The organism is Xylanibacter ruminicola (genome assembly GCF_900142525.1).
Classification (GTDB): Bacteria; Bacteroidota; Bacteroidia; order Bacteroidales; family Bacteroidaceae; genus Prevotella; species Prevotella ruminicola_A.
Map to the genome: position 1 here is coordinate 30,383 of NZ_FRBD01000003.1, position 15,579 is coordinate 45,961.

Annotated in this window: 24 protein-coding genes; 11 read left to right on the forward strand and 13 right to left on the reverse strand. The window is 46.6% G+C overall.

Annotated features, from left to right (window positions below; genetic code table 11):
* From BUB86_RS02335 to BUB86_RS02365, 8 genes are all read right to left on the reverse strand, one after another.
* Entirely contained in the window at window positions 1–759 is a 759-nt protein-coding gene (locus BUB86_RS02335; RefSeq protein WP_073204747.1) for a sulfite exporter TauE/SafE family protein, read from the reverse strand.
* On the reverse strand, window positions 756–1,424 hold the full coding sequence (locus BUB86_RS02340) for an alpha/beta hydrolase (protein ID WP_073204751.1): 669 nt from the start codon (window positions 1,422–1,424) through the stop codon (window positions 756–758). Before BUB86_RS02340 ends, BUB86_RS02335 begins: the two co-directional genes overlap by 4 nt.
* Window positions 1,417–1,725: a hypothetical protein gene (locus tag BUB86_RS02345; RefSeq protein WP_073204754.1), complete on the reverse strand. Its 309-nt coding sequence runs from the start codon at window positions 1,723–1,725 to the stop codon at window positions 1,417–1,419. Before BUB86_RS02345 ends, BUB86_RS02340 begins: the two co-directional genes overlap by 8 nt.
* Window positions 1,722–1,967, reverse strand: coding sequence for a hypothetical protein (locus BUB86_RS17820; protein WP_073204757.1), 246 nt, complete (start codon window positions 1,965–1,967; stop codon window positions 1,722–1,724). Before BUB86_RS17820 ends, BUB86_RS02345 begins: the two co-directional genes overlap by 4 nt.
* A 252-nt stretch (window positions 1,968–2,219) precedes the next feature.
* Complete coding sequence (locus BUB86_RS02355) at window positions 2,220–2,420, reverse strand: hypothetical protein (protein ID WP_073204760.1); 201 nt, start codon at window positions 2,418–2,420, stop codon at window positions 2,220–2,222.
* Entirely contained in the window at window positions 2,417–2,566 is a 150-nt protein-coding gene (locus BUB86_RS17450; protein ID WP_175549382.1) for a hypothetical protein, read from the reverse strand. Before BUB86_RS17450 ends, BUB86_RS02355 begins: the two co-directional genes overlap by 4 nt.
* A 1-nt stretch (window position 2,567) precedes the next feature.
* A complete protein-coding gene (locus tag BUB86_RS02360) occupies window positions 2,568–3,065 on the reverse strand; it encodes a nitroreductase family protein (RefSeq protein ID WP_073204765.1) in 498 nt (165 codons plus the stop codon).
* Window positions 3,066–3,068: 3 nt separating this feature from the next.
* On the reverse strand, window positions 3,069–3,482 hold the full coding sequence (locus tag BUB86_RS02365; protein WP_073204769.1) for a secondary thiamine-phosphate synthase enzyme YjbQ: 414 nt from the start codon (window positions 3,480–3,482) through the stop codon (window positions 3,069–3,071).
* Window positions 3,483–3,588: 106 nt separating this feature from the next.
* Here BUB86_RS02365 and BUB86_RS02370 point away from each other — a divergent pair, with 106 nt between their 5' ends.
* The 11 genes from BUB86_RS02370 to BUB86_RS02420 are packed head-to-tail and all read left to right on the forward strand — an operon-like array spanning window position 3,589 to window position 12,487.
* Complete coding sequence (locus BUB86_RS02370) at window positions 3,589–4,131, forward strand: beta-class carbonic anhydrase (protein ID WP_073204773.1); 543 nt, start codon at window positions 3,589–3,591, stop codon at window positions 4,129–4,131.
* A gap of 5 nt (window positions 4,132–4,136) precedes the next feature.
* The gene (locus tag BUB86_RS02375) at window positions 4,137–4,493 is read left to right on the forward strand and encodes a hypothetical protein (protein WP_073204776.1); all 357 of its coding nucleotides are present in this window, start codon (window positions 4,137–4,139) and stop codon (window positions 4,491–4,493) included.
* Window positions 4,490–4,960, forward strand: coding sequence for a PaaI family thioesterase (locus BUB86_RS02380; RefSeq protein WP_073204779.1), 471 nt, complete (start codon window positions 4,490–4,492; stop codon window positions 4,958–4,960). Before BUB86_RS02375 ends, BUB86_RS02380 begins: the two co-directional genes overlap by 4 nt.
* A complete protein-coding gene (locus BUB86_RS02385) occupies window positions 4,953–5,666 on the forward strand; it encodes a class I SAM-dependent methyltransferase (RefSeq protein ID WP_073204782.1) in 714 nt (237 codons plus the stop codon). Before BUB86_RS02380 ends, BUB86_RS02385 begins: the two co-directional genes overlap by 8 nt.
* A gap of 2 nt (window positions 5,667–5,668) precedes the next feature.
* Window positions 5,669–7,501, forward strand: coding sequence for a PGN_0703 family putative restriction endonuclease (locus BUB86_RS02390; RefSeq protein ID WP_073204787.1), 1,833 nt, complete (start codon window positions 5,669–5,671; stop codon window positions 7,499–7,501).
* Between the two features lie 13 nt (window positions 7,502–7,514).
* Window positions 7,515–7,847, forward strand: a complete 333-nt coding sequence (locus BUB86_RS02395; protein WP_073204790.1) for a YdeI/OmpD-associated family protein — start codon at window positions 7,515–7,517, stop codon at window positions 7,845–7,847.
* Window positions 7,848–7,857: 10 nt separating this feature from the next.
* Window positions 7,858–8,364 (forward strand): phospholipase D-like domain-containing protein, encoded by a 507-nt coding sequence (locus BUB86_RS02400; protein WP_073204793.1) that lies wholly within the window; start codon window positions 7,858–7,860, stop codon window positions 8,362–8,364.
* Between the two features lie 6 nt (window positions 8,365–8,370).
* Window positions 8,371–8,805 carry a GNAT family N-acetyltransferase gene (locus tag BUB86_RS02405; RefSeq protein WP_073204795.1) on the forward strand — a complete coding sequence of 145 codons (435 nt, stop codon included), beginning with the start codon at window positions 8,371–8,373 and terminating at the stop codon, window positions 8,803–8,805.
* Window positions 8,802–9,317 carry a pyridoxamine 5'-phosphate oxidase family protein gene (locus tag BUB86_RS02410; protein WP_073204798.1) on the forward strand — a complete coding sequence of 172 codons (516 nt, stop codon included), beginning with the start codon at window positions 8,802–8,804 and terminating at the stop codon, window positions 9,315–9,317. Before BUB86_RS02405 ends, BUB86_RS02410 begins: the two co-directional genes overlap by 4 nt.
* Window positions 9,299–10,351 carry a winged helix DNA-binding domain-containing protein gene (locus BUB86_RS02415; protein WP_254795072.1) on the forward strand — a complete coding sequence of 351 codons (1,053 nt, stop codon included), beginning with the start codon at window positions 9,299–9,301 and terminating at the stop codon, window positions 10,349–10,351. The genes BUB86_RS02410 and BUB86_RS02415 overlap by 19 nt, the downstream gene beginning before the upstream one ends.
* 6 nt (window positions 10,352–10,357) lie before the next feature.
* The gene (locus BUB86_RS02420; RefSeq protein WP_073204802.1) at window positions 10,358–12,487 is read left to right on the forward strand and encodes an ATP-dependent RecD-like DNA helicase; all 2,130 of its coding nucleotides are present in this window, start codon (window positions 10,358–10,360) and stop codon (window positions 12,485–12,487) included.
* On the opposite strand, the gene BUB86_RS02425 is transcribed toward BUB86_RS02420, so the two are convergent.
* The 5 genes from BUB86_RS02425 to BUB86_RS02445 are packed head-to-tail and all read right to left on the reverse strand — an operon-like array spanning window position 12,482 to window position 15,508.
* A complete protein-coding gene (locus BUB86_RS02425) occupies window positions 12,482–13,060 on the reverse strand; it encodes a GNAT family N-acetyltransferase (RefSeq protein ID WP_073204806.1) in 579 nt (192 codons plus the stop codon). The two genes, BUB86_RS02420 and BUB86_RS02425, sit on opposite strands and share 6 nt — an antisense overlap.
* Window positions 13,061–13,074: 14 nt before the next feature.
* Window positions 13,075–14,373, reverse strand: a complete 1,299-nt coding sequence (locus BUB86_RS02430) for a Y-family DNA polymerase (RefSeq protein ID WP_081373049.1) — start codon at window positions 14,371–14,373, stop codon at window positions 13,075–13,077.
* 1 nt (window position 14,374) lies between these two features.
* Window positions 14,375–14,755, reverse strand: a complete 381-nt coding sequence (locus BUB86_RS02435) for a hypothetical protein (protein ID WP_073204813.1) — start codon at window positions 14,753–14,755, stop codon at window positions 14,375–14,377.
* A 3-nt stretch (window positions 14,756–14,758) separates the two neighbouring features.
* A complete protein-coding gene (locus BUB86_RS02440) occupies window positions 14,759–15,067 on the reverse strand; it encodes a hypothetical protein (protein WP_073204816.1) in 309 nt (102 codons plus the stop codon).
* A 3-nt stretch (window positions 15,068–15,070) separates the two neighbouring features.
* Window positions 15,071–15,508 carry a LexA family protein gene (locus BUB86_RS02445; protein WP_073204819.1) on the reverse strand — a complete coding sequence of 146 codons (438 nt, stop codon included), beginning with the start codon at window positions 15,506–15,508 and terminating at the stop codon, window positions 15,071–15,073.
* Window positions 15,509–15,579: the final 71 nt, after the last annotated feature.

The following is a 15,579-nucleotide window of genomic DNA, read 5'->3' on the forward strand; positions in this document are numbered from 1 at the left end:
TCACGCAAATAGCATCACAAGGACGCTGATAATGGTAACGGAAGTGGTGAATATGCGGAATTCCCGTTCTGGCAGGAACTTTACTAAACGGATGCCAAGGAACGCTCCCATCAAGACAAACGGAATGGCACAGGCATCAATAGCCAGAGTCGTGTAGTTGATATTATGCCAGGCAAATACCTGAAGGGGTATCTTCAGGTAGTTGACACAAAGGAAGAACCAGGCATTTGTACCAACAAAAGCCAGTTTGGGCATACGAATGGAAAGCAGATAGATGGCCATAACCGGTCCTGCTGCATTGCCTATCATTGTCGTGAAACCGCCCAGCAATCCGAACAGAGGGCTATACCACCAGTGGTCGGCAAGAATGTTTTCCTTACCTTTCCATTGGCTCCAGAGCATCACCACAAGAACCAGTGCAAGGCAGGCTCCCATCAGATGTTTGAACTCTTGTGCAGGAATCAGGTGGTCAACCCAAAGGGCAAGAAAGAACCCTGCAATAGCCATCGGAAGTAGCTTCAGGATGTATTTCCACTCTGCTTGTCGACGGTAATAGCTCACACCTATCAGGTCTGCGAAACAGAGAACTGGTAGCATTAGTCCTGTTGATGGTTTTGCGCCGAATGTCATTGCCAACAATGGCACTGTCAGGATAGTCAGTCCCTGGACTCCCGTTTTCGACATGCCAACAAATAGAGCTGCCACGAATAATATTATCCATGACCAGTTGCTCTGAATATATGGTGCAAAGTCTATCATCTATTGTTTATTAACCAGGCGAATCCCTTTGCCATCCGCTTGTCGGAATCGACGAAGTGATTGCCTGCATTCCATTCAAGTATGGTATTAATCTTTTGTTCCGTCAATAGCTCATGCTGCTTACGGATGGCATTGCCGACCTGCGCCATCACAGGATTCTTTGCCTTTTCCTCTTTATCGCCAAGACTGAGATAGACGGACTTTGCAAGCGGTTTGTTTCCTGATGCATAATCAATCCACTGAGGGTACCATACAGATGGAGAGGCAGCAGCAATGCCTTCAAACTTGTCTGTCTGATACCCAGCCCATAAGGCAAACAGTCCAGCAAGAGAATAGCCACCAAGTATGAGGTGAGGAATGTCTTCTTGAACCTCTGGTAGCAGTTGGCTTGTGATGAACTCCAGTGTCTTTTCTGCTCCATCGCCAAAAGGAGTCTTACCGAATACAGGAGGTGCACCCCAGGGAGTCAGTTCTTGGTTCCAGTCCTTTATCATAAAAGCCACAAGAGAAAAAGACTTATCGGACAACTCCTTGATTGTTTCGACTTCTTGATCCAATCCTTCCAAGTCATGTTCATCAATAGGCTGGATTAGCAGGTGTTTGGCTGCTTCATTCTGATACAGAAAGCATGTCCTATCGGAGAGAGTGTATTCCTTTTTAGTCATAGTATTCTATTGGGAGTTCTTCGCTGACATTGAAATCGTCGTGGAATCCGTCATCATACTTATAAACAATTCGCATGCCGCGATAGGTTGAAGGCACTTTCAGCACCTCAAGCAGATGCCACTTGGGGCGGCCAAAATCGTATGACTCCCTATCGAGGATAATTACGTTCGAAACGAAATCGAAATGGTAGTAGCCGCCACCAATGCATTGTTCACCAGGCTTCAGCAGGTGCTTATGCTGGTTGACCATTCCCAGACGGAATACTCCATTTATGCAGATGATAAACTTTGGTAACGTCATTGCTCTACTATAGTCATAGTGACATTTTGCCTTTCGACTTCTCCTTCAGCAGACAATATTTCTGCACCTTTTACATCATTGCTTGTGACAGTCAATTCATATTTGATGTGTGATCCCGCTTGACTGAATCCCTCAACTGAGATAATGTCACCCTTATATGTATCTTTTACATCGATAGGTTCGCAATACTCACATCGTGTAACTACACCTGTCACGTCGTTGCCATCCCTCTCAAATGTCATGCTTGCTTTATCCTCACACAATAGTCCCCGTCAGACTATAGCTTTGAGGAGTATTTGGTATCGAGTCCGTTTTTTCAATTGTCATCACCACCGTCGAGTCAGCAGTGGCTACATCGGCACTTTCTGTCTGTGTCTTCTTTCCACCACAGGCAATAAGAATCATCAAGCAGGATATTATAAAAACACTTTTTCTCATATTCCTATAGTTTTAACTTAAACTATCCTTATCCTTTTATGAAGCGGATTCTGTTTCTATTCTTTTGTTAATCTGTATACTGCCAATGTGGGCAGGAAGACTAATAGCAATAGCGTAATCTCTACTAATGCGTAGGATCCGAAGTAGTCAACCAATGTCTGGAACTTCAGTACTCCATCAACCAGAATGACTAAGAAGACAAACCAGCAGAGACAGAATATTGCAGCATATTTGATTTTTCGTTTCTTCAGTTTCATTCGTTGATGTAGTTTTTAGTGGACATATCATAATACAGAGCCTCCAATTCCTGAAGAGTTAGGTTCTCTACAGAGTGCTCGATTATCCTTATCAGTTCTTCACGACGATAATCGTCTGACTGTCCGAAACGTCCTGTGTAGGCCATATCACTTAACGATTTCGTCAATAGCCTTACGGCTCTTGGGCTTCATCTCGTCTGCAGCATAGCCCAATGGAATGATGACGGCAGGTTCCTCATTCTCAGGTAAGCCAAACTGCTCCTTACAGAGATTAGCGTTAAAGTTGCATACCCAGCAGGTAGCCAGGCCTTGTTCCGTTGCAGCCAGACAAAGGTGTTCCACGGCAATGGCAATATCAATGTTGCCATGATGTTTGCCATCGGCTCTTACCCACTCTTCATCATGCAGGATAGAGGCAATGATATACATCGGAGCTGTCTTGAACCAGTCACGATTATAGCATTGCTGAAGCTTAGCCTTGTCCTCCTCATTGCTGACAATGTGGAATAGCCAGGGTTGTTTGTTCACTGCTGAAGGTGCAAAGCGGACACATTCCAGAATATAGTCTAACTTCTCTTTCTCCACGTTGATAGACTTATAAGCCCTACAACTGTATCTGTTCTTTACAAGTTCTAAAAAAATCATATATTACTCTCCTATGATTGTTACGACCAGTTTTCTTGCCCCACCGTAATTCCGGTACTCGCAGAAGTAGATTCCTTGCCAGGTTCCCATGTTCAAACGACCGTTAGTAATGGGTATCGTCAGGCTGACACCACTCAGTGTTGACTTGGCATGAGCAGGCATATCATCAGCACCTTCTAACGTATGTTCATATTCTGGTCTGTTCTCAGGAACAAGACGGTTAAATATGGTTTCCATATCCACTCGAACATCGGGGTCTGCATTCTCATTGATGCTCAGACCGCAACTCGTATGCTTGCAGAATATATTGATGATGCCCGTCTTAGGCAACTTGGGCAGTTGGCTCAGTATCTCATTGGTCACCAGATGAAATCCGCGAGACTTAGATTTTAGCGTTATTTCTACTTGCTGAATCATAACAACTTCATAAACAATCCTAATTCTAAGGTGCAAATTTACAAAATCTGCTGAAAAATCACTAACTTTGCCCTGTTAATACAACATAGTTTAAGAGAATAGGCTTATGATTGACCAGATTATTGACTATAACAAGACCTTCGTAGAACAGAAGGGCTACGAGAAGTATCTGACCAGCAAGTACCCCGATAAAAAGTTGGCGGTGCTGTCGTGTATGGACACCAGACTGACAGAACTGCTCCCTGCAGCCCTTGGCTTGAAGAATGGTGATGCGAAGATCATCAAGAACGCAGGTGGTCTGGTGATTTCTGCCTTCGACTCGGCCATGCGTAGCCTCATTGTGGCTATATATGAGCTGGGTGTGGAGGAAATCATGGTGGTGGCTCACTCGCATTGCGGAGCCTGCCACATGAGTTATGACCACTTCCATCATGAGATGATAGCCCGTGGTGTTACGGATGAGACACTTGATACCATCCGTAAATGTGGCATCAACCTGGATCATTGGTTGGAGGGATTCAAGGACACACCTGAATCTGTCCGCAAGACAGTTGAGACCATCAAGACCCACCCTCTTGTACCAAAGGATGTGGTGGTTCGCGGGTTTATTATAGACTCAGAGACTGGCGAATTAGAAGAAATAAGATAGCACTTATGAAACATATCGCCTTTTCATTCATATTGGCTATCTTGTTATTCTGCTCTTGTGGCAACAATACCACAAAGAATAAAATAACAGCTGAGATGGCCTATGAAGGAGTCAGCAACTATTGCCATAGCGCGTATGACTGGAGCATAGCTAAGGAGAACCCCTCCATCATGTATGTTCAGATGGGCGAAGAGACCGATTCTGCCTATCAGGTGGTATTCCGCAGTTATACAGGGGCATTCGTCAATTTCTATGTCGATAAGATAAGTGGTACAACGAGAATGGAAGAATATGTTCCTACCCTTGATGTCAGAAACGAGGCAGGAACTATTAATCTATTCGATTATTTAGAGAAGAAATGAAGAAGATAATAAACCCTTGGCGCAACCATCCTGAGTATAACTGCTTTGGTTGTTGTCCAGACAATCCCATCGGACTTCATCTGGAGTTCTATGAGGATGGTGACTATATCGTAAGTAAATGGAATCCGCAGCACAATTATCAGGGCTGGGTGAACACCATGCACGGTGGCATACTGAGTACGCTGATTGATGAAGTATGTGGATGGGTGGTCACCCGCAAGCTACAGACCAGCGGCTATACTGTCCAGCTGAATGTGAAGTTCAAGAAAGCCATTCCGACGACAGAACCAGAGCTGACGATACGAGCAAAAGTCGCGAAGCAAGTCCGCAATCTGGTATATATCAATGCGGAGATCGTCAATTCGAAGGGAGAACTCTGTAACGAAGGCGAGGCCATCTATTTCCTGATGAATCAAGAGAAGGCCAAGGAAATGGGATTCTTACACTGTGAAGTCGAAGATGAATAGCAAGAAGGATCCAATGGGCAGAGCCATTGCCGAATACTGGGAAACAAAGAGGGCAGACAGGCTCAGGGTGTTCTCCCCGATGTTCGAGGAGGACGAGATTCCCCTGACTACACTATTCCGCAGCTATGAGGATATGCCCGAGATAGAACGTAAGGCTCTTAACATGGCTAAAGGGAGGATTTTGGATGTAGGAGCCGGAGCTGGTTGCCATTCATTGGTTCTCCAAGAGCGAGGTATGGATGTAACCGCCATTGATATTTCCCCTCTTTCCGTAGAAACTATGAAAGAACGAGAGGTCAAGAAGGTCATCGAACAAGACTTCTTCACTCTGGAGGGTCAGTATGATACCATCCTGATGCTGATGAACGGTATAGGAATCGTGGGAACCTTGGAGCGTATGCCAGAGTTCTTCAAGCAGCTCGACTCTATTCTGGCTTCTGGAGGTCAAGTTCTTTGTGATTCTTCGGATATAAGCTATGTGTTCGAAACAGAGGATGGTATCATAGAACTACCAGATGACATGGGGTATTACGGAGAGCATAGCTTCCGGATGCAATACAAGGACACCATCGGAGAGCCCTTTGACTGGCTATATATTGATGCTGATACCCTGAAGCAAAAATCAGGGAGATGCGGATATGCAGTTGAGTTGGTTGCTGAAGGTGAACACTATGATTATTTGGCGAGAATCACAAAGAAAGAATAGCAATGGCAAGAACATTATCTGCGGCAAGTTTATCAAAATACTTTGAAGGAGGCATTTATTATGACTTCCTTCAGTATGTGAAGTCTGACAAAGAATTGGCTTTTGAAATCAGAGTGAATGATGAAGTGATGATATATTGTCAGAAGAACCTCCTTCTCAGAATATCACACAGGAAGAACACTTCTGATAATATCACTATGCTCAACCCTCGCTATTATACCAATAGAAAAGATGGTTTGACATTAAGTGCGCAACTAAGAGAGCCTGCCGATTTGCAGGATATGGCCAAGGTTAAGCTGTATTTTGAAGATGCCAAGGCTCTGTGCAAAAAATATAAGTCACACGATGAATTCATCGTTCAGCAACAGTACAAAGCAGATCACAGTTCTTTTGATGAAGAATTTCTTGCTATTGACATGGAATGGGCACCAGACCAGGCCAAGATACCAGTGGAATATCGAGTGGCAAAGACTAAAATTGATTTGCTTGTTGTCAGCAATAAACCCAATGAAGATGGTAAGCATGAAGTATATCTGGCTGAGGTAAAATGTGGATTGGGAGCTGTTGATGGCAAGTCTGGTATCGAGGATCATGTGAGAATGTCACAGGGCATCATCAACAACGTCTATGTGAGACAGGCCCTTCTTCAAGATGTTACGAGTATCATCAAACAGAAAACGCAGTTGCAGCTATTTGAAGGTTCGCCCATCAGATACAATTTCTCAGAACGCCCCAAAATCATGTTCATTCTCGCAAACTCTTCCGAATACGACAAACTTAGTTTCGACAGGATTATCAAGAATCTGGGAGAGGTAGGGCATGATATTAAGGTTGAGTATCTTGCATCCTCCAAAGAAATACAGCCCGCAAAAGCACATTATGGAGGGGATAGCGAATATAGAAAGGCTTGTCGCCTGCATCAGGCATGGTTTAGAGAGAATGTCTTGAAACTGAAGATGGGACGTAACCACTCTACACGTAAGGGTACAAATGAAACAGCAGAGGAATTTGAGCATCGACGTACAACAGAGACAGACATTGCTATCCTTACCAATGCTGATGCCGCACGTCTAATGAACTTTGTTCCTGAATACCATGAAGAGATAGGAAAAGCATTATGTGAAGACAGGGGCAAAATCCCTACAGATTTTGGTTTGATGGCCAATATGTTGCGAAGCGAGCATGTCCCCTGGAATGTATTTGTTCCAATGATGACAGACCTTGTGGCTGCTGCAAAGTGTTTTTCGGAAATACTTCCACATAGAGACATCACGACAATATTCAAATGGCAGATAGAATATGCTCCCAATACAATTAACGACAAAACAGCTTTTGACGTTTATATTGAATATAAGACATCGAGGGGTGATACAGGCATTATTGGAATAGAGGTAAAATACACTGAAGAAGGTTATAGTGTGGGCAATAAGGAGTTTGCAATGATGCAGGATCCAGAGTCTGCCTACTCGGTTACGACACGCAATAGTGAGTGTTTTGTCAATAACGACCCCCTGCAATTCAATAATCCTGATTTCATTCAGCTATGGAGAAATCACATTCTTGGACTGGCAATGCTCCAGCAAAAGAAGACTAAGTATCTATATTTTGACTCTCTCACGCTATATCCGTCTGGGAACACTCATTTTCACTCTACTGGTAGTCACATAGGAGTCATTGAAGCATACGAAGAGTTGCTGACAAACAAAGGGAAAGACACATTTCATGCCATTACATACGAAGACTTTTTCAAAGTCCTGGGAAGGCATTATAAAAGTAATAGAAGCTTATTGTGGCTGAAATACCTTGAAACAAGATACATCAACATCATACATTGATAAGATTAAAATTATGGAAGTAACAAACCTGTTGGTATTCACGGAACGGAAACAACTGAGGGAATGGTTTGAGAAGTATCATCTTTCAGAGAAATGCTGTTGGGTGGCTTGCAACAGGTCAAAGACTCCCAAGCCTGACACACTGCCCTACATTGAAATAGTAGAGGAAGCCTTATGTTTCGGATGGATTGATTCTATGGTAAAGAAACTGTCTGACGGACGGTTGGCACAGAGACTTTCACCAAGAAAGAAAGGTAGCCATTGGACCGAGTTGAATAAGGAAAGATGTAGGCAACTTGAAGAAAGAGGCCTAATGACAGATTCAGGAAGGATGGCATTAAGATAAGAATAACGATATGAGTTTCATCAAGTACATAGCAGACGAGAACCACTACAAGGAAGTCCTGTCTTTGGTGGGTAAAGCCAAACAGACGGTGTGGATTGGGACGGCAGACATTAAAGACCTGTATGTTGATGACAAGCCATTCCTTGCACTGATTGCCTCCTTATTGAAGAAAGGCATAGAGGTCAGGTTGATTCATGCCAAGGAACCAGGAACGGCTTGGCGGGAGGATCACGAGAAGCATCCTATCCTCTATGACGGCATGGAACGTGTGCTATGTCCGAGAGTCCATTTCAAGCTCATCATCATCGACAGTACCATTGCCTACGTCGGCTCAGCGAACCTGACAGGTGCTGGCATGGGCATGAAATCACCTAAGAAACGAAACTTCGAAGCTGGCATCCTGACCGATGACCCGGAAATGCTTGAAGCAGCCATCGAACAGTTCGATAATGTATGGATCGGCAAGTTTTGCAAGGACTGTGGCCGACGTGAGTATTGTTCAGACCCGATAAAATAGCATCACATGCAGATAATAAGAGCAACAAAGACAGCAGAGCAAGCCGGAGCCTACTATGTCCGCATACAGGCAATGGCACGCAAACACCAGATTACGCTATATGCTGAGTTTGACGAGCATGATACGCCAGAGACCAAGTATATTGTGGTCGTTGATGACTATCTTCCAGTAGCCACTTGCCGGTTGTATGCCATAGACAATGAACGAGTGATGCTTGGCTGGATAGTCGTTCTGCCGGAGTATCGTCATCAGGGACTAGGAACGCTTGTAGTTCAGGAGGCTGAGAAGTGGGCCGAGGAACTGGGCTATCGTACATCTGTACTGGAGAGCCGTGACAACAAGATTCATTTCTATGAAACGATGGGTTATGTTGCAGATTACTCGCAGAAGATAGTCGGTGAGACTTTTACATGTTACAAAATGGAGAAACAATTGAAATGAGAAAAGCAAGTAGAGAAATGGATGCAGCCTTCGCATTGGAGGTATTGGATAAGGCGCCGTATGTCACCATCAGTTTCACACGACCAAATGGTACGCCTTATGGTGTACCCCTGTCGTTAGCTCGCACAGACGATAAGACGTTCTATTTCCATTGTGCCTTGGAGGGTGACAAACTGGACTGCATAGCCGCCAATCCGACAGTGGCTTTGTCGGCTGTAACCAAGTGCGCCCCGACAGTTGGCCCCAAGGATGGCAGTTTCACGCTCCAGTATAAATCGGCAATGGCAGTTGGCAAGGCTGAGATGGTGAAAGATAGAGACGAAAAGATAGAGGCACTAAGAGCCATCTGTGAGCGATTCTTACCCAACCACATGGATGCTTTCGACGATGCCATTGCCCGCAGTCTTGAACGTACAGTCGTAGTGAAAATCATCCTGACAGAGCCTCCTACAGGCAAACGTAAACAGTATGACAAGGAGGGTGAAGAAATGAAATGGCAAAGAATGAAATGATAAATCCCGTAGCCATCCGACTTCTCAACCAACAGCTTGTTGCACCTCAGTTCAGTGATCCTGCTGAGGTGGTCAGCTACATGGGTGCCATGCAGGCGCAAGAGTACCGCATGATGCGATGGGCTGTGGAGATGCGTACCCGTAAGCCGTCAGCCAAGACTTTCAAGAAGGCTTTTGACAGCGGGCGGATTATCCGGTTGCACCTGATGCGAGGCACTTGGCAACTGGTATCTGCCGAGGACTACTGGCCATTCATCACCCTCTGCGGTCCCAAGTCTATCGCTGTGACAAAGGGCTGGATGAGTAGCAACAAAATCTCAATCCCTGATGATGAACTCTTTCGAGTCCGCGATATCCTCGCCCAAACGGCAGCAGACAAAGGAAGTGTCACTAAGGAGGACATTGTTCAAGCATTGGAGGAAAGAGGCTTGCAGATGGATGATCATCGTCTGTCGTATCATATCCGCATGGCCGAGTTTACAGGCACGCTCTGTAGCGGAGATCTATTGCCGATGAAGGCCACCTATGCGCTTACTGCCAATAAGGTGAAGTCGCAAGGCGCAATTGATAGAGACGAAGCATTGATGCGCTTTACCCGCAAGTACTTCCAGAGCCGTCAGCCTGCGACGCTGGAGGATTTCGTCTGGTGGTCAGGCTTGAACGTCAGCGACTGTCGCAAGGGAATTGCGCTCTTGGGCGATTCCATCCACGTTGAGAAGTGGAAAGGAAGGGAATTCTATCTGACAGATGATTGCCGCACACGGGGCTTCCGAAAGGGTAAGTTCCTGCTGATTCCTCCCTACGACGAATATCTCATTGGCTATAAGTCCCGCGACATAGTGTTGCCACCAGAGCATCGTCATCATGCCCACAACAACAGTGGCATCTTCCAGCCCGTCATAGCCTACGACGGCACTATCTGCGGCAACTGGTCACCCTTCAAGGACGACTGTCAGGCGACGTTCTTTTCTGAAACCTGCGCGAAGGACATCACTGAGGCATGGCAATCATACATGAATTACCGTAAGAAGTAACCCGTCATGGAGAAGATCAAGTGTACCATAGAGCGCATCACGTTCCAGAATCCGGAGAACGGCTACTCTGTCCTTCAGGCGACTATCAAGGGCTACAGGGACGAGCAGACGCTTGTCGGTACATTCCATGAGGTAACGGTGGGCGCAGTCCTGACCGTGGAAGGATCATGGCGCGTCGATAAGCGCTATGGTCGTCAGTTCGCGGTCGAATCATGGACTGAGGAACTGCCTGCTACTGTCATCGGCATTGAGAAATACTTGGGCAGCGGTTTGGTGAAGGGCATCGGCCCGAAGTTCGCCAAGCAGATAGTTTCACACTTCGGACTGGAAACCTTCGAGGTCATCGAGAACGACATTGACCGTCTGCTCGAAGTGCCGAATATCGGCAAGGGACGTGTTGCCAAGATCAAGGAATCCTGGGAGAAGCAGAAGGACGTGAAGGACATCATGGTTTTCCTGCAGGGACACGGTGTCAGTTCCACCTATGCAGCCAAGATCTACAAGCAGTACGGCAAGGACAGTATCGAGAAGGTACAGAACAATCCCTACTGTTTGGCCGACGACATCTGGGGCATTGGTTTCAAGACTGCCGACGGCATAGCGGAGAAGTTGGGCTATGAGAAGAACGACTCTCGCCGTTGCCGCAGCGGAATACTCTATACACTCAGCAAGCTCTCGGAAGACGGCCATGTCTATTCCGAGCGTGAACAGCTGGTCAAGTCTGCCAAGGAACTGCTTCAGGCCGATGAAGAACCGATTACGCAAGCCCTCGACGATATGATAGCTAAAGAGGACCTGATGCTCGACGAGGATGCCATCTTCCTGCCACCGTTCTACTATGCGGAGGTGGGCGTGGCCAACAAGTTAAGACGGCTGATAGAAACGCCGATGGGCAACATCTTCGACAGCAGCGGAGCCATTAACGAGGATCTGGGCAAGCGAGACCAAATAGAATACGATGAAGTGCAGCTTTCGGCCATCAGGAAAGCCATCGGCTCGAAGGTGATGGTACTGACGGGAGGACCAGGCACTGGAAAGACTACCACGACATTAGGCATCATCGCCTCGTTTGAGACTCTTGGCCAGCGCATATTGCTGGCTGCCCCGACTGGCCGTGCCGCCAAACGCATGAGTGAGGCAACGGGCAAGGAGGCCAAGACAATCCACCGCTTGTTGGAGTTCAACCCTGCAGAGGGCTACGGTCGCAACGACGAGAACCCGCTGGACGGTGATGTGCTGATAGTGGACGAGTCATCGATGATCGATATCATCCTAATGAATTCGCTGCTGAAAGCCGTACCGTTATCTATGCGCCTGATACTTGTCGGCGACATCGACCAGCTGCCGAGTGTGGGAGCCGGGAACGTGCTCCGCGACATCATCGACTCAGGCGCAGTACCCGTCATCCGCCTGACCAGGATCTTCCGTCAGGCACAGTCGAGCCGTATCATCACTAATGCCCACAAGATTAACCAGGGCATCTTTCCTGATATCAGCAACGGCAGGCAGTCCGACTTCTTCTTTGTCAAGGATGAAGACCCCGAACAGGCAGCCCGCGATATTGTCAACATCGTCAAGAACCGCATCCCCAAGGCATACGGCTACAGCACCAACGACATCCAGGTGCTTGCCCCGATGCAGCGAAGTGTTGTTGGAGCCACGAACTTAAACATCGCCCTCCAAGAGGCCATCAATCCCGTGGGCGACAGCCTTTCACGAGGCGGATTCAGGTATCGTCGTGGCGACCGCGTGATGCAAATCCGCAATAACTACGATAAAGAAGTATTCAATGGGGATATAGGTACAGTGGAGAGTGTTGATGTGGAAGACCGTTCACTCAGTGTCATTTTCGACGGCAGGACGGTGGACTACGAGGACTCTGACCTTGACGAGCTGACGCTGGCCTACGCTACCACCATCCACAAGTCGCAAGGCTCGGAATATCCTGTCGTGGTCATCCCACTTCTGATGACCCATTTCGTGATGCTCCAGCGTAACCTGATTTACACTGGCATCACCCGTGCCAAGAAAATCTGCATCATTGTTGGCACTACTAAAGCCTTGGCCTACGCCATCCACAATATGGTGGTGCTGAAACGCAATACCCGTCTGAAAGAACGACTTTGTAATCTATAGAATCATGTGTTTCATAGGATGACCTCCCCATCGGTTATCTCCAACATATCGGAAACCGACGGAAGAATAAAGTGCTTCACCATCGGGGTTATCTTTATCAACCAGGAGACCAACACAAGGCAGCCCATATTGATTGGCCCTCTCTTTGGTGGCCAACAGTAAAGTGCTGGCAATTCCTTGGCGACGATATTCTGGCAGAACGGCCAATGAGTCAAGATAGAGTTCCCCAGCCTGTGTCTCATCATCCATCCCAGAGTGATCCTTGCCGAGACATTCTTTGGCAGCATTGATGAAAGCGCGACGCAACTCATGCAGTCTGCCACCGTCATAGCTGACGGAAATGCCAACGACCTTGTCTCCATCCATAGCAATCAGAGTATTCCTGTAGCTATATTGTGAGTCCTCTCTTTCAACCAGCATAGTCATCATGCTGTGGAAGTCTTCCAATCCATAGCCATCACCACAGAAATAGAGACAGCAGTCATCGGTCATTGCCATCATTATCAGCGAGGCAATTTCTGCTGCCTGTGGTTTGGTTGCTTCTCGAATCTCTATATAATGAAGCTTATCCATTATTTATCGGGGTTCTATACCTTTATGTGTATTATCTCTGACCAGCGAGTCGTGTAACATGGACTCTTATGGTCGTGCTTGATGGCATTGGCGAAAACATCAGCTTTTCCTTTGCCGTCTTTCTGGGTGTACTGCTGAGAACCTAACACTATCGTCTCACTGCCATGAAGCCTGTTGATGCGGTCAACGACCTCATCGAGCCGACGCATCTTCTGGAACTGTTCGGCATTGATGTCGAAGAGATCTTGCTGGATGGGTGAGTCAGGGCCGATGCCCATGACAATGACACCTGCTTTCTTGTATTGGTAGCCCTGACGGTAGATGCGCTGAAGAACATCGTTGGCAGCCTGGACAATAGTGATGGTGGAGTTGGAGGGCGTAACAAGACACTGCTCCTGGAAGTTCCAGTACTGGGCGAGATCCTCTCTGAACATGTTAGTGTTAAGGAATACGCCTATGGATGACGCAACAGTATTTTGCTGACGCAGCTTCTCGGCACACCGGGCCGCATAGTTTGAGACATGAGTCCGCAGGCCCTCCAGGTTGGGTATCATTCCGTTAAAGCTCCGACTGGTACAGATGCTTTTCTTCTTGGCGAGTTCCTCGTTGGGTACGACATCCTCACCATTGAGCTCCTGCCATGTGCGAACGATATTGATGTTGTTAAATGTCAAACGCACCCAGTCCTTATGGTGCTTGGCAAAGTCAAGAGCCGTTTTGCAACCGAGAGCCTGAAGCTTAGCGGCATAACGACGCCCGATTCCCCATACATCCTCTATCGGACACCATTCCAGTGCTTTCTCGCGTTTGTAGTCTGTGTCAATCATGCAGCAGTGCTTATACACCTCATACTTCTTCGCCAGTTTCGAGGCTATCTTGGCAAGCGTCTTGTTTGGAGCCAGACCAATACTGATGGGCATTCCCACCTCTCGCTTGATACGTTTGTGGAGGTTCTCGCCCCACTGCTGGAGGTGGTCAAGTTCTATGCCGTCGAGGTACATAAAGCACTCGTCGATACTATATCTGAAGTAAGCGGGTGTTTCTTTGCTGATGATGCTGACCACACGGCCTGTCAGTTCACCATAGAGCTCGTAATTCGAAGAAAAGACAGCTATCTTCTGATTCGGGAATAGTTGGGCCAACTGGAAATAGGGTGTACCTTCCTTGATACCCATTGCTTTGGCCTCATTGGAACGGGCTACTACGCAGCCGTCGTTGTTCGAGAGGACCACGCAGGGTACACCTGCCAGATCAGGTCTGAAAACCCTCTCGCAACTCACATAACAATTGTCCAAATCGGCTATTCCGTACATGCTATTTCTCGTCTTGGTCTTCTTTTCCGTAAAATCTGAACCAGTGGTATGCCTGAGCAATCAGAGACTTGAATTCCTCTGGATCAACTTCTGCAATGCTGGATTTTATATAGATACTTTCCGTACAGCCAACATATAATAATATGTCCATAGAATTGACAGAAGTAGCGTAGAGCTTGCCATGTTCATTGAAATAAGCTATGGCTTTGTCTCGTTGTTCTTCATCTTTAGGTTGTAATACCTGAAAGTGAAGATAGGGTGCAGAAGTATGCACCAAATCTTCAAACGGTGTTCCAAAATTATACTTGTTAATCCGGAACTTATCTTTTGGAACGGCACACTGCTTGGCGTCCGTAACATCTATAGAAATGTGGTCTACCATATTTCAGAAATTAATATGCGTCTCAACATCCCACGTTGTATCGCAGGTAATGATTAACCTTAATGAAGCAGACTTAATGTTTGCCTGAATTTTCGGATACAAGGAATGCTCCTTCGATTCCGGATTTCGTATCGTGAATCCATCCACCTTAGCAGAGAATAGCTTGACACTATCCGTTGTTACAGCCATTAGTCCGCATGACTCGGTATAAAAAGCTTCCATCTCAGGGTAACCTTCTGACAACACTTCTTTCTCACATCCTATCAGCATAGGGAGAGTGATAACCAATAGTACTAACAGTATCTTCTTCATATCTCAGACCGTTTCGAAAGTTCTTATCAAATGAATAACCGTTCCCCAAACCTTGAAATTATCAGGATCTTCAATCTTAAAGACAGGGAAATCGTCATTGGCAGGGCGAAGCTCTATATAGCCCTCGTCCCGATGGGTCAGGTCGAGGTACTTCATCGTGAAGTCACCATTCCACCATGCCAGCACGATAGAGCCGTTATGTGGTTCTACAGCCCTGTCGATAATCACTCTGTCACCATCGAAGATGCCTGCATCCTTCATTGAGTTACCGCTCACATCCCCATAGAACGAGGCCTCCGGGTGCTTGATGTAATCCCGGTTAAAGTCAAGTGTCTCATGCCGGTAATCGTCAGCCGGAGACGGAAATCCTGCCACAACACTGGCATGTTCGAGCTCCAGTTTGGTCTCAAAAACACCTCTTATGATCTTAATGTTACCCATCTTAAATCCTAATATTTCCCAAAACTTTTTGCAAATATAGTGATTTTAAGGCAATTCTTGCTACTTTTGCA

Bases quoted from the DNA above. Each gene is read 5' to 3' on its own strand.
- BUB86_RS02335 (WP_073204747.1), bottom strand. From the start codon at position 759: ATGATAGACTTTGCACCATATATTCAGAGCAACTGGTCATGGATAATA.
- BUB86_RS02340 (WP_073204751.1), bottom strand. From the start codon at position 1,424: ATGACTAAAAAGGAATACACTCTCTCCGATAGGACATGCTTTCTGTAT.
- BUB86_RS02345 (WP_073204754.1), bottom strand. From the start codon at position 1,725: ATGACGTTACCAAAGTTTATCATCTGCATAAATGGAGTATTCCGTCTG.
- BUB86_RS17820 (WP_073204757.1), bottom strand. From the start codon at position 1,967: ATGACATTTGAGAGGGATGGCAACGACGTGACAGGTGTAGTTACACGA.
- BUB86_RS02355 (WP_073204760.1), bottom strand. From the start codon at position 2,420: ATGAAACTGAAGAAACGAAAAATCAAATATGCTGCAATATTCTGTCTC.
- BUB86_RS17450 (WP_175549382.1), bottom strand. From the start codon at position 2,566: ATGGCCTACACAGGACGTTTCGGACAGTCAGACGATTATCGTCGTGAA.
- BUB86_RS02360 (WP_073204765.1), bottom strand. From the start codon at position 3,065: ATGATTTTTTTAGAACTTGTAAAGAACAGATACAGTTGTAGGGCTTAT.
- BUB86_RS02365 (WP_073204769.1), bottom strand. From the start codon at position 3,482: ATGATTCAGCAAGTAGAAATAACGCTAAAATCTAAGTCTCGCGGATTT.
- BUB86_RS02370 (WP_073204773.1), top strand. From the start codon at position 3,589: ATGATTGACCAGATTATTGACTATAACAAGACCTTCGTAGAACAGAAG.
- BUB86_RS02375 (WP_073204776.1), top strand. From the start codon at position 4,137: ATGAAACATATCGCCTTTTCATTCATATTGGCTATCTTGTTATTCTGC.
- BUB86_RS02380 (WP_073204779.1), top strand. From the start codon at position 4,490: ATGAAGAAGATAATAAACCCTTGGCGCAACCATCCTGAGTATAACTGC.
- BUB86_RS02385 (WP_073204782.1), top strand. From the start codon at position 4,953: ATGAATAGCAAGAAGGATCCAATGGGCAGAGCCATTGCCGAATACTGG.
- BUB86_RS02390 (WP_073204787.1), top strand. From the start codon at position 5,669: ATGGCAAGAACATTATCTGCGGCAAGTTTATCAAAATACTTTGAAGGA.
- BUB86_RS02395 (WP_073204790.1), top strand. From the start codon at position 7,515: ATGGAAGTAACAAACCTGTTGGTATTCACGGAACGGAAACAACTGAGG.
- BUB86_RS02400 (WP_073204793.1), top strand. From the start codon at position 7,858: ATGAGTTTCATCAAGTACATAGCAGACGAGAACCACTACAAGGAAGTC.
- BUB86_RS02405 (WP_073204795.1), top strand. From the start codon at position 8,371: ATGCAGATAATAAGAGCAACAAAGACAGCAGAGCAAGCCGGAGCCTAC.
- BUB86_RS02410 (WP_073204798.1), top strand. From the start codon at position 8,802: ATGAGAAAAGCAAGTAGAGAAATGGATGCAGCCTTCGCATTGGAGGTA.
- BUB86_RS02415 (WP_254795072.1), top strand. From the start codon at position 9,299: ATGGCAAAGAATGAAATGATAAATCCCGTAGCCATCCGACTTCTCAAC.
- BUB86_RS02420 (WP_073204802.1), top strand. From the start codon at position 10,358: ATGGAGAAGATCAAGTGTACCATAGAGCGCATCACGTTCCAGAATCCG.
- BUB86_RS02425 (WP_073204806.1), bottom strand. From the start codon at position 13,060: ATGGATAAGCTTCATTATATAGAGATTCGAGAAGCAACCAAACCACAG.
- BUB86_RS02430 (WP_081373049.1), bottom strand. From the start codon at position 14,373: ATGTACGGAATAGCCGATTTGGACAATTGTTATGTGAGTTGCGAGAGG.
- BUB86_RS02435 (WP_073204813.1), bottom strand. From the start codon at position 14,755: ATGGTAGACCACATTTCTATAGATGTTACGGACGCCAAGCAGTGTGCC.
- BUB86_RS02440 (WP_073204816.1), bottom strand. From the start codon at position 15,067: ATGAAGAAGATACTGTTAGTACTATTGGTTATCACTCTCCCTATGCTG.
- BUB86_RS02445 (WP_073204819.1), bottom strand. From the start codon at position 15,508: ATGGGTAACATTAAGATCATAAGAGGTGTTTTTGAGACCAAACTGGAG.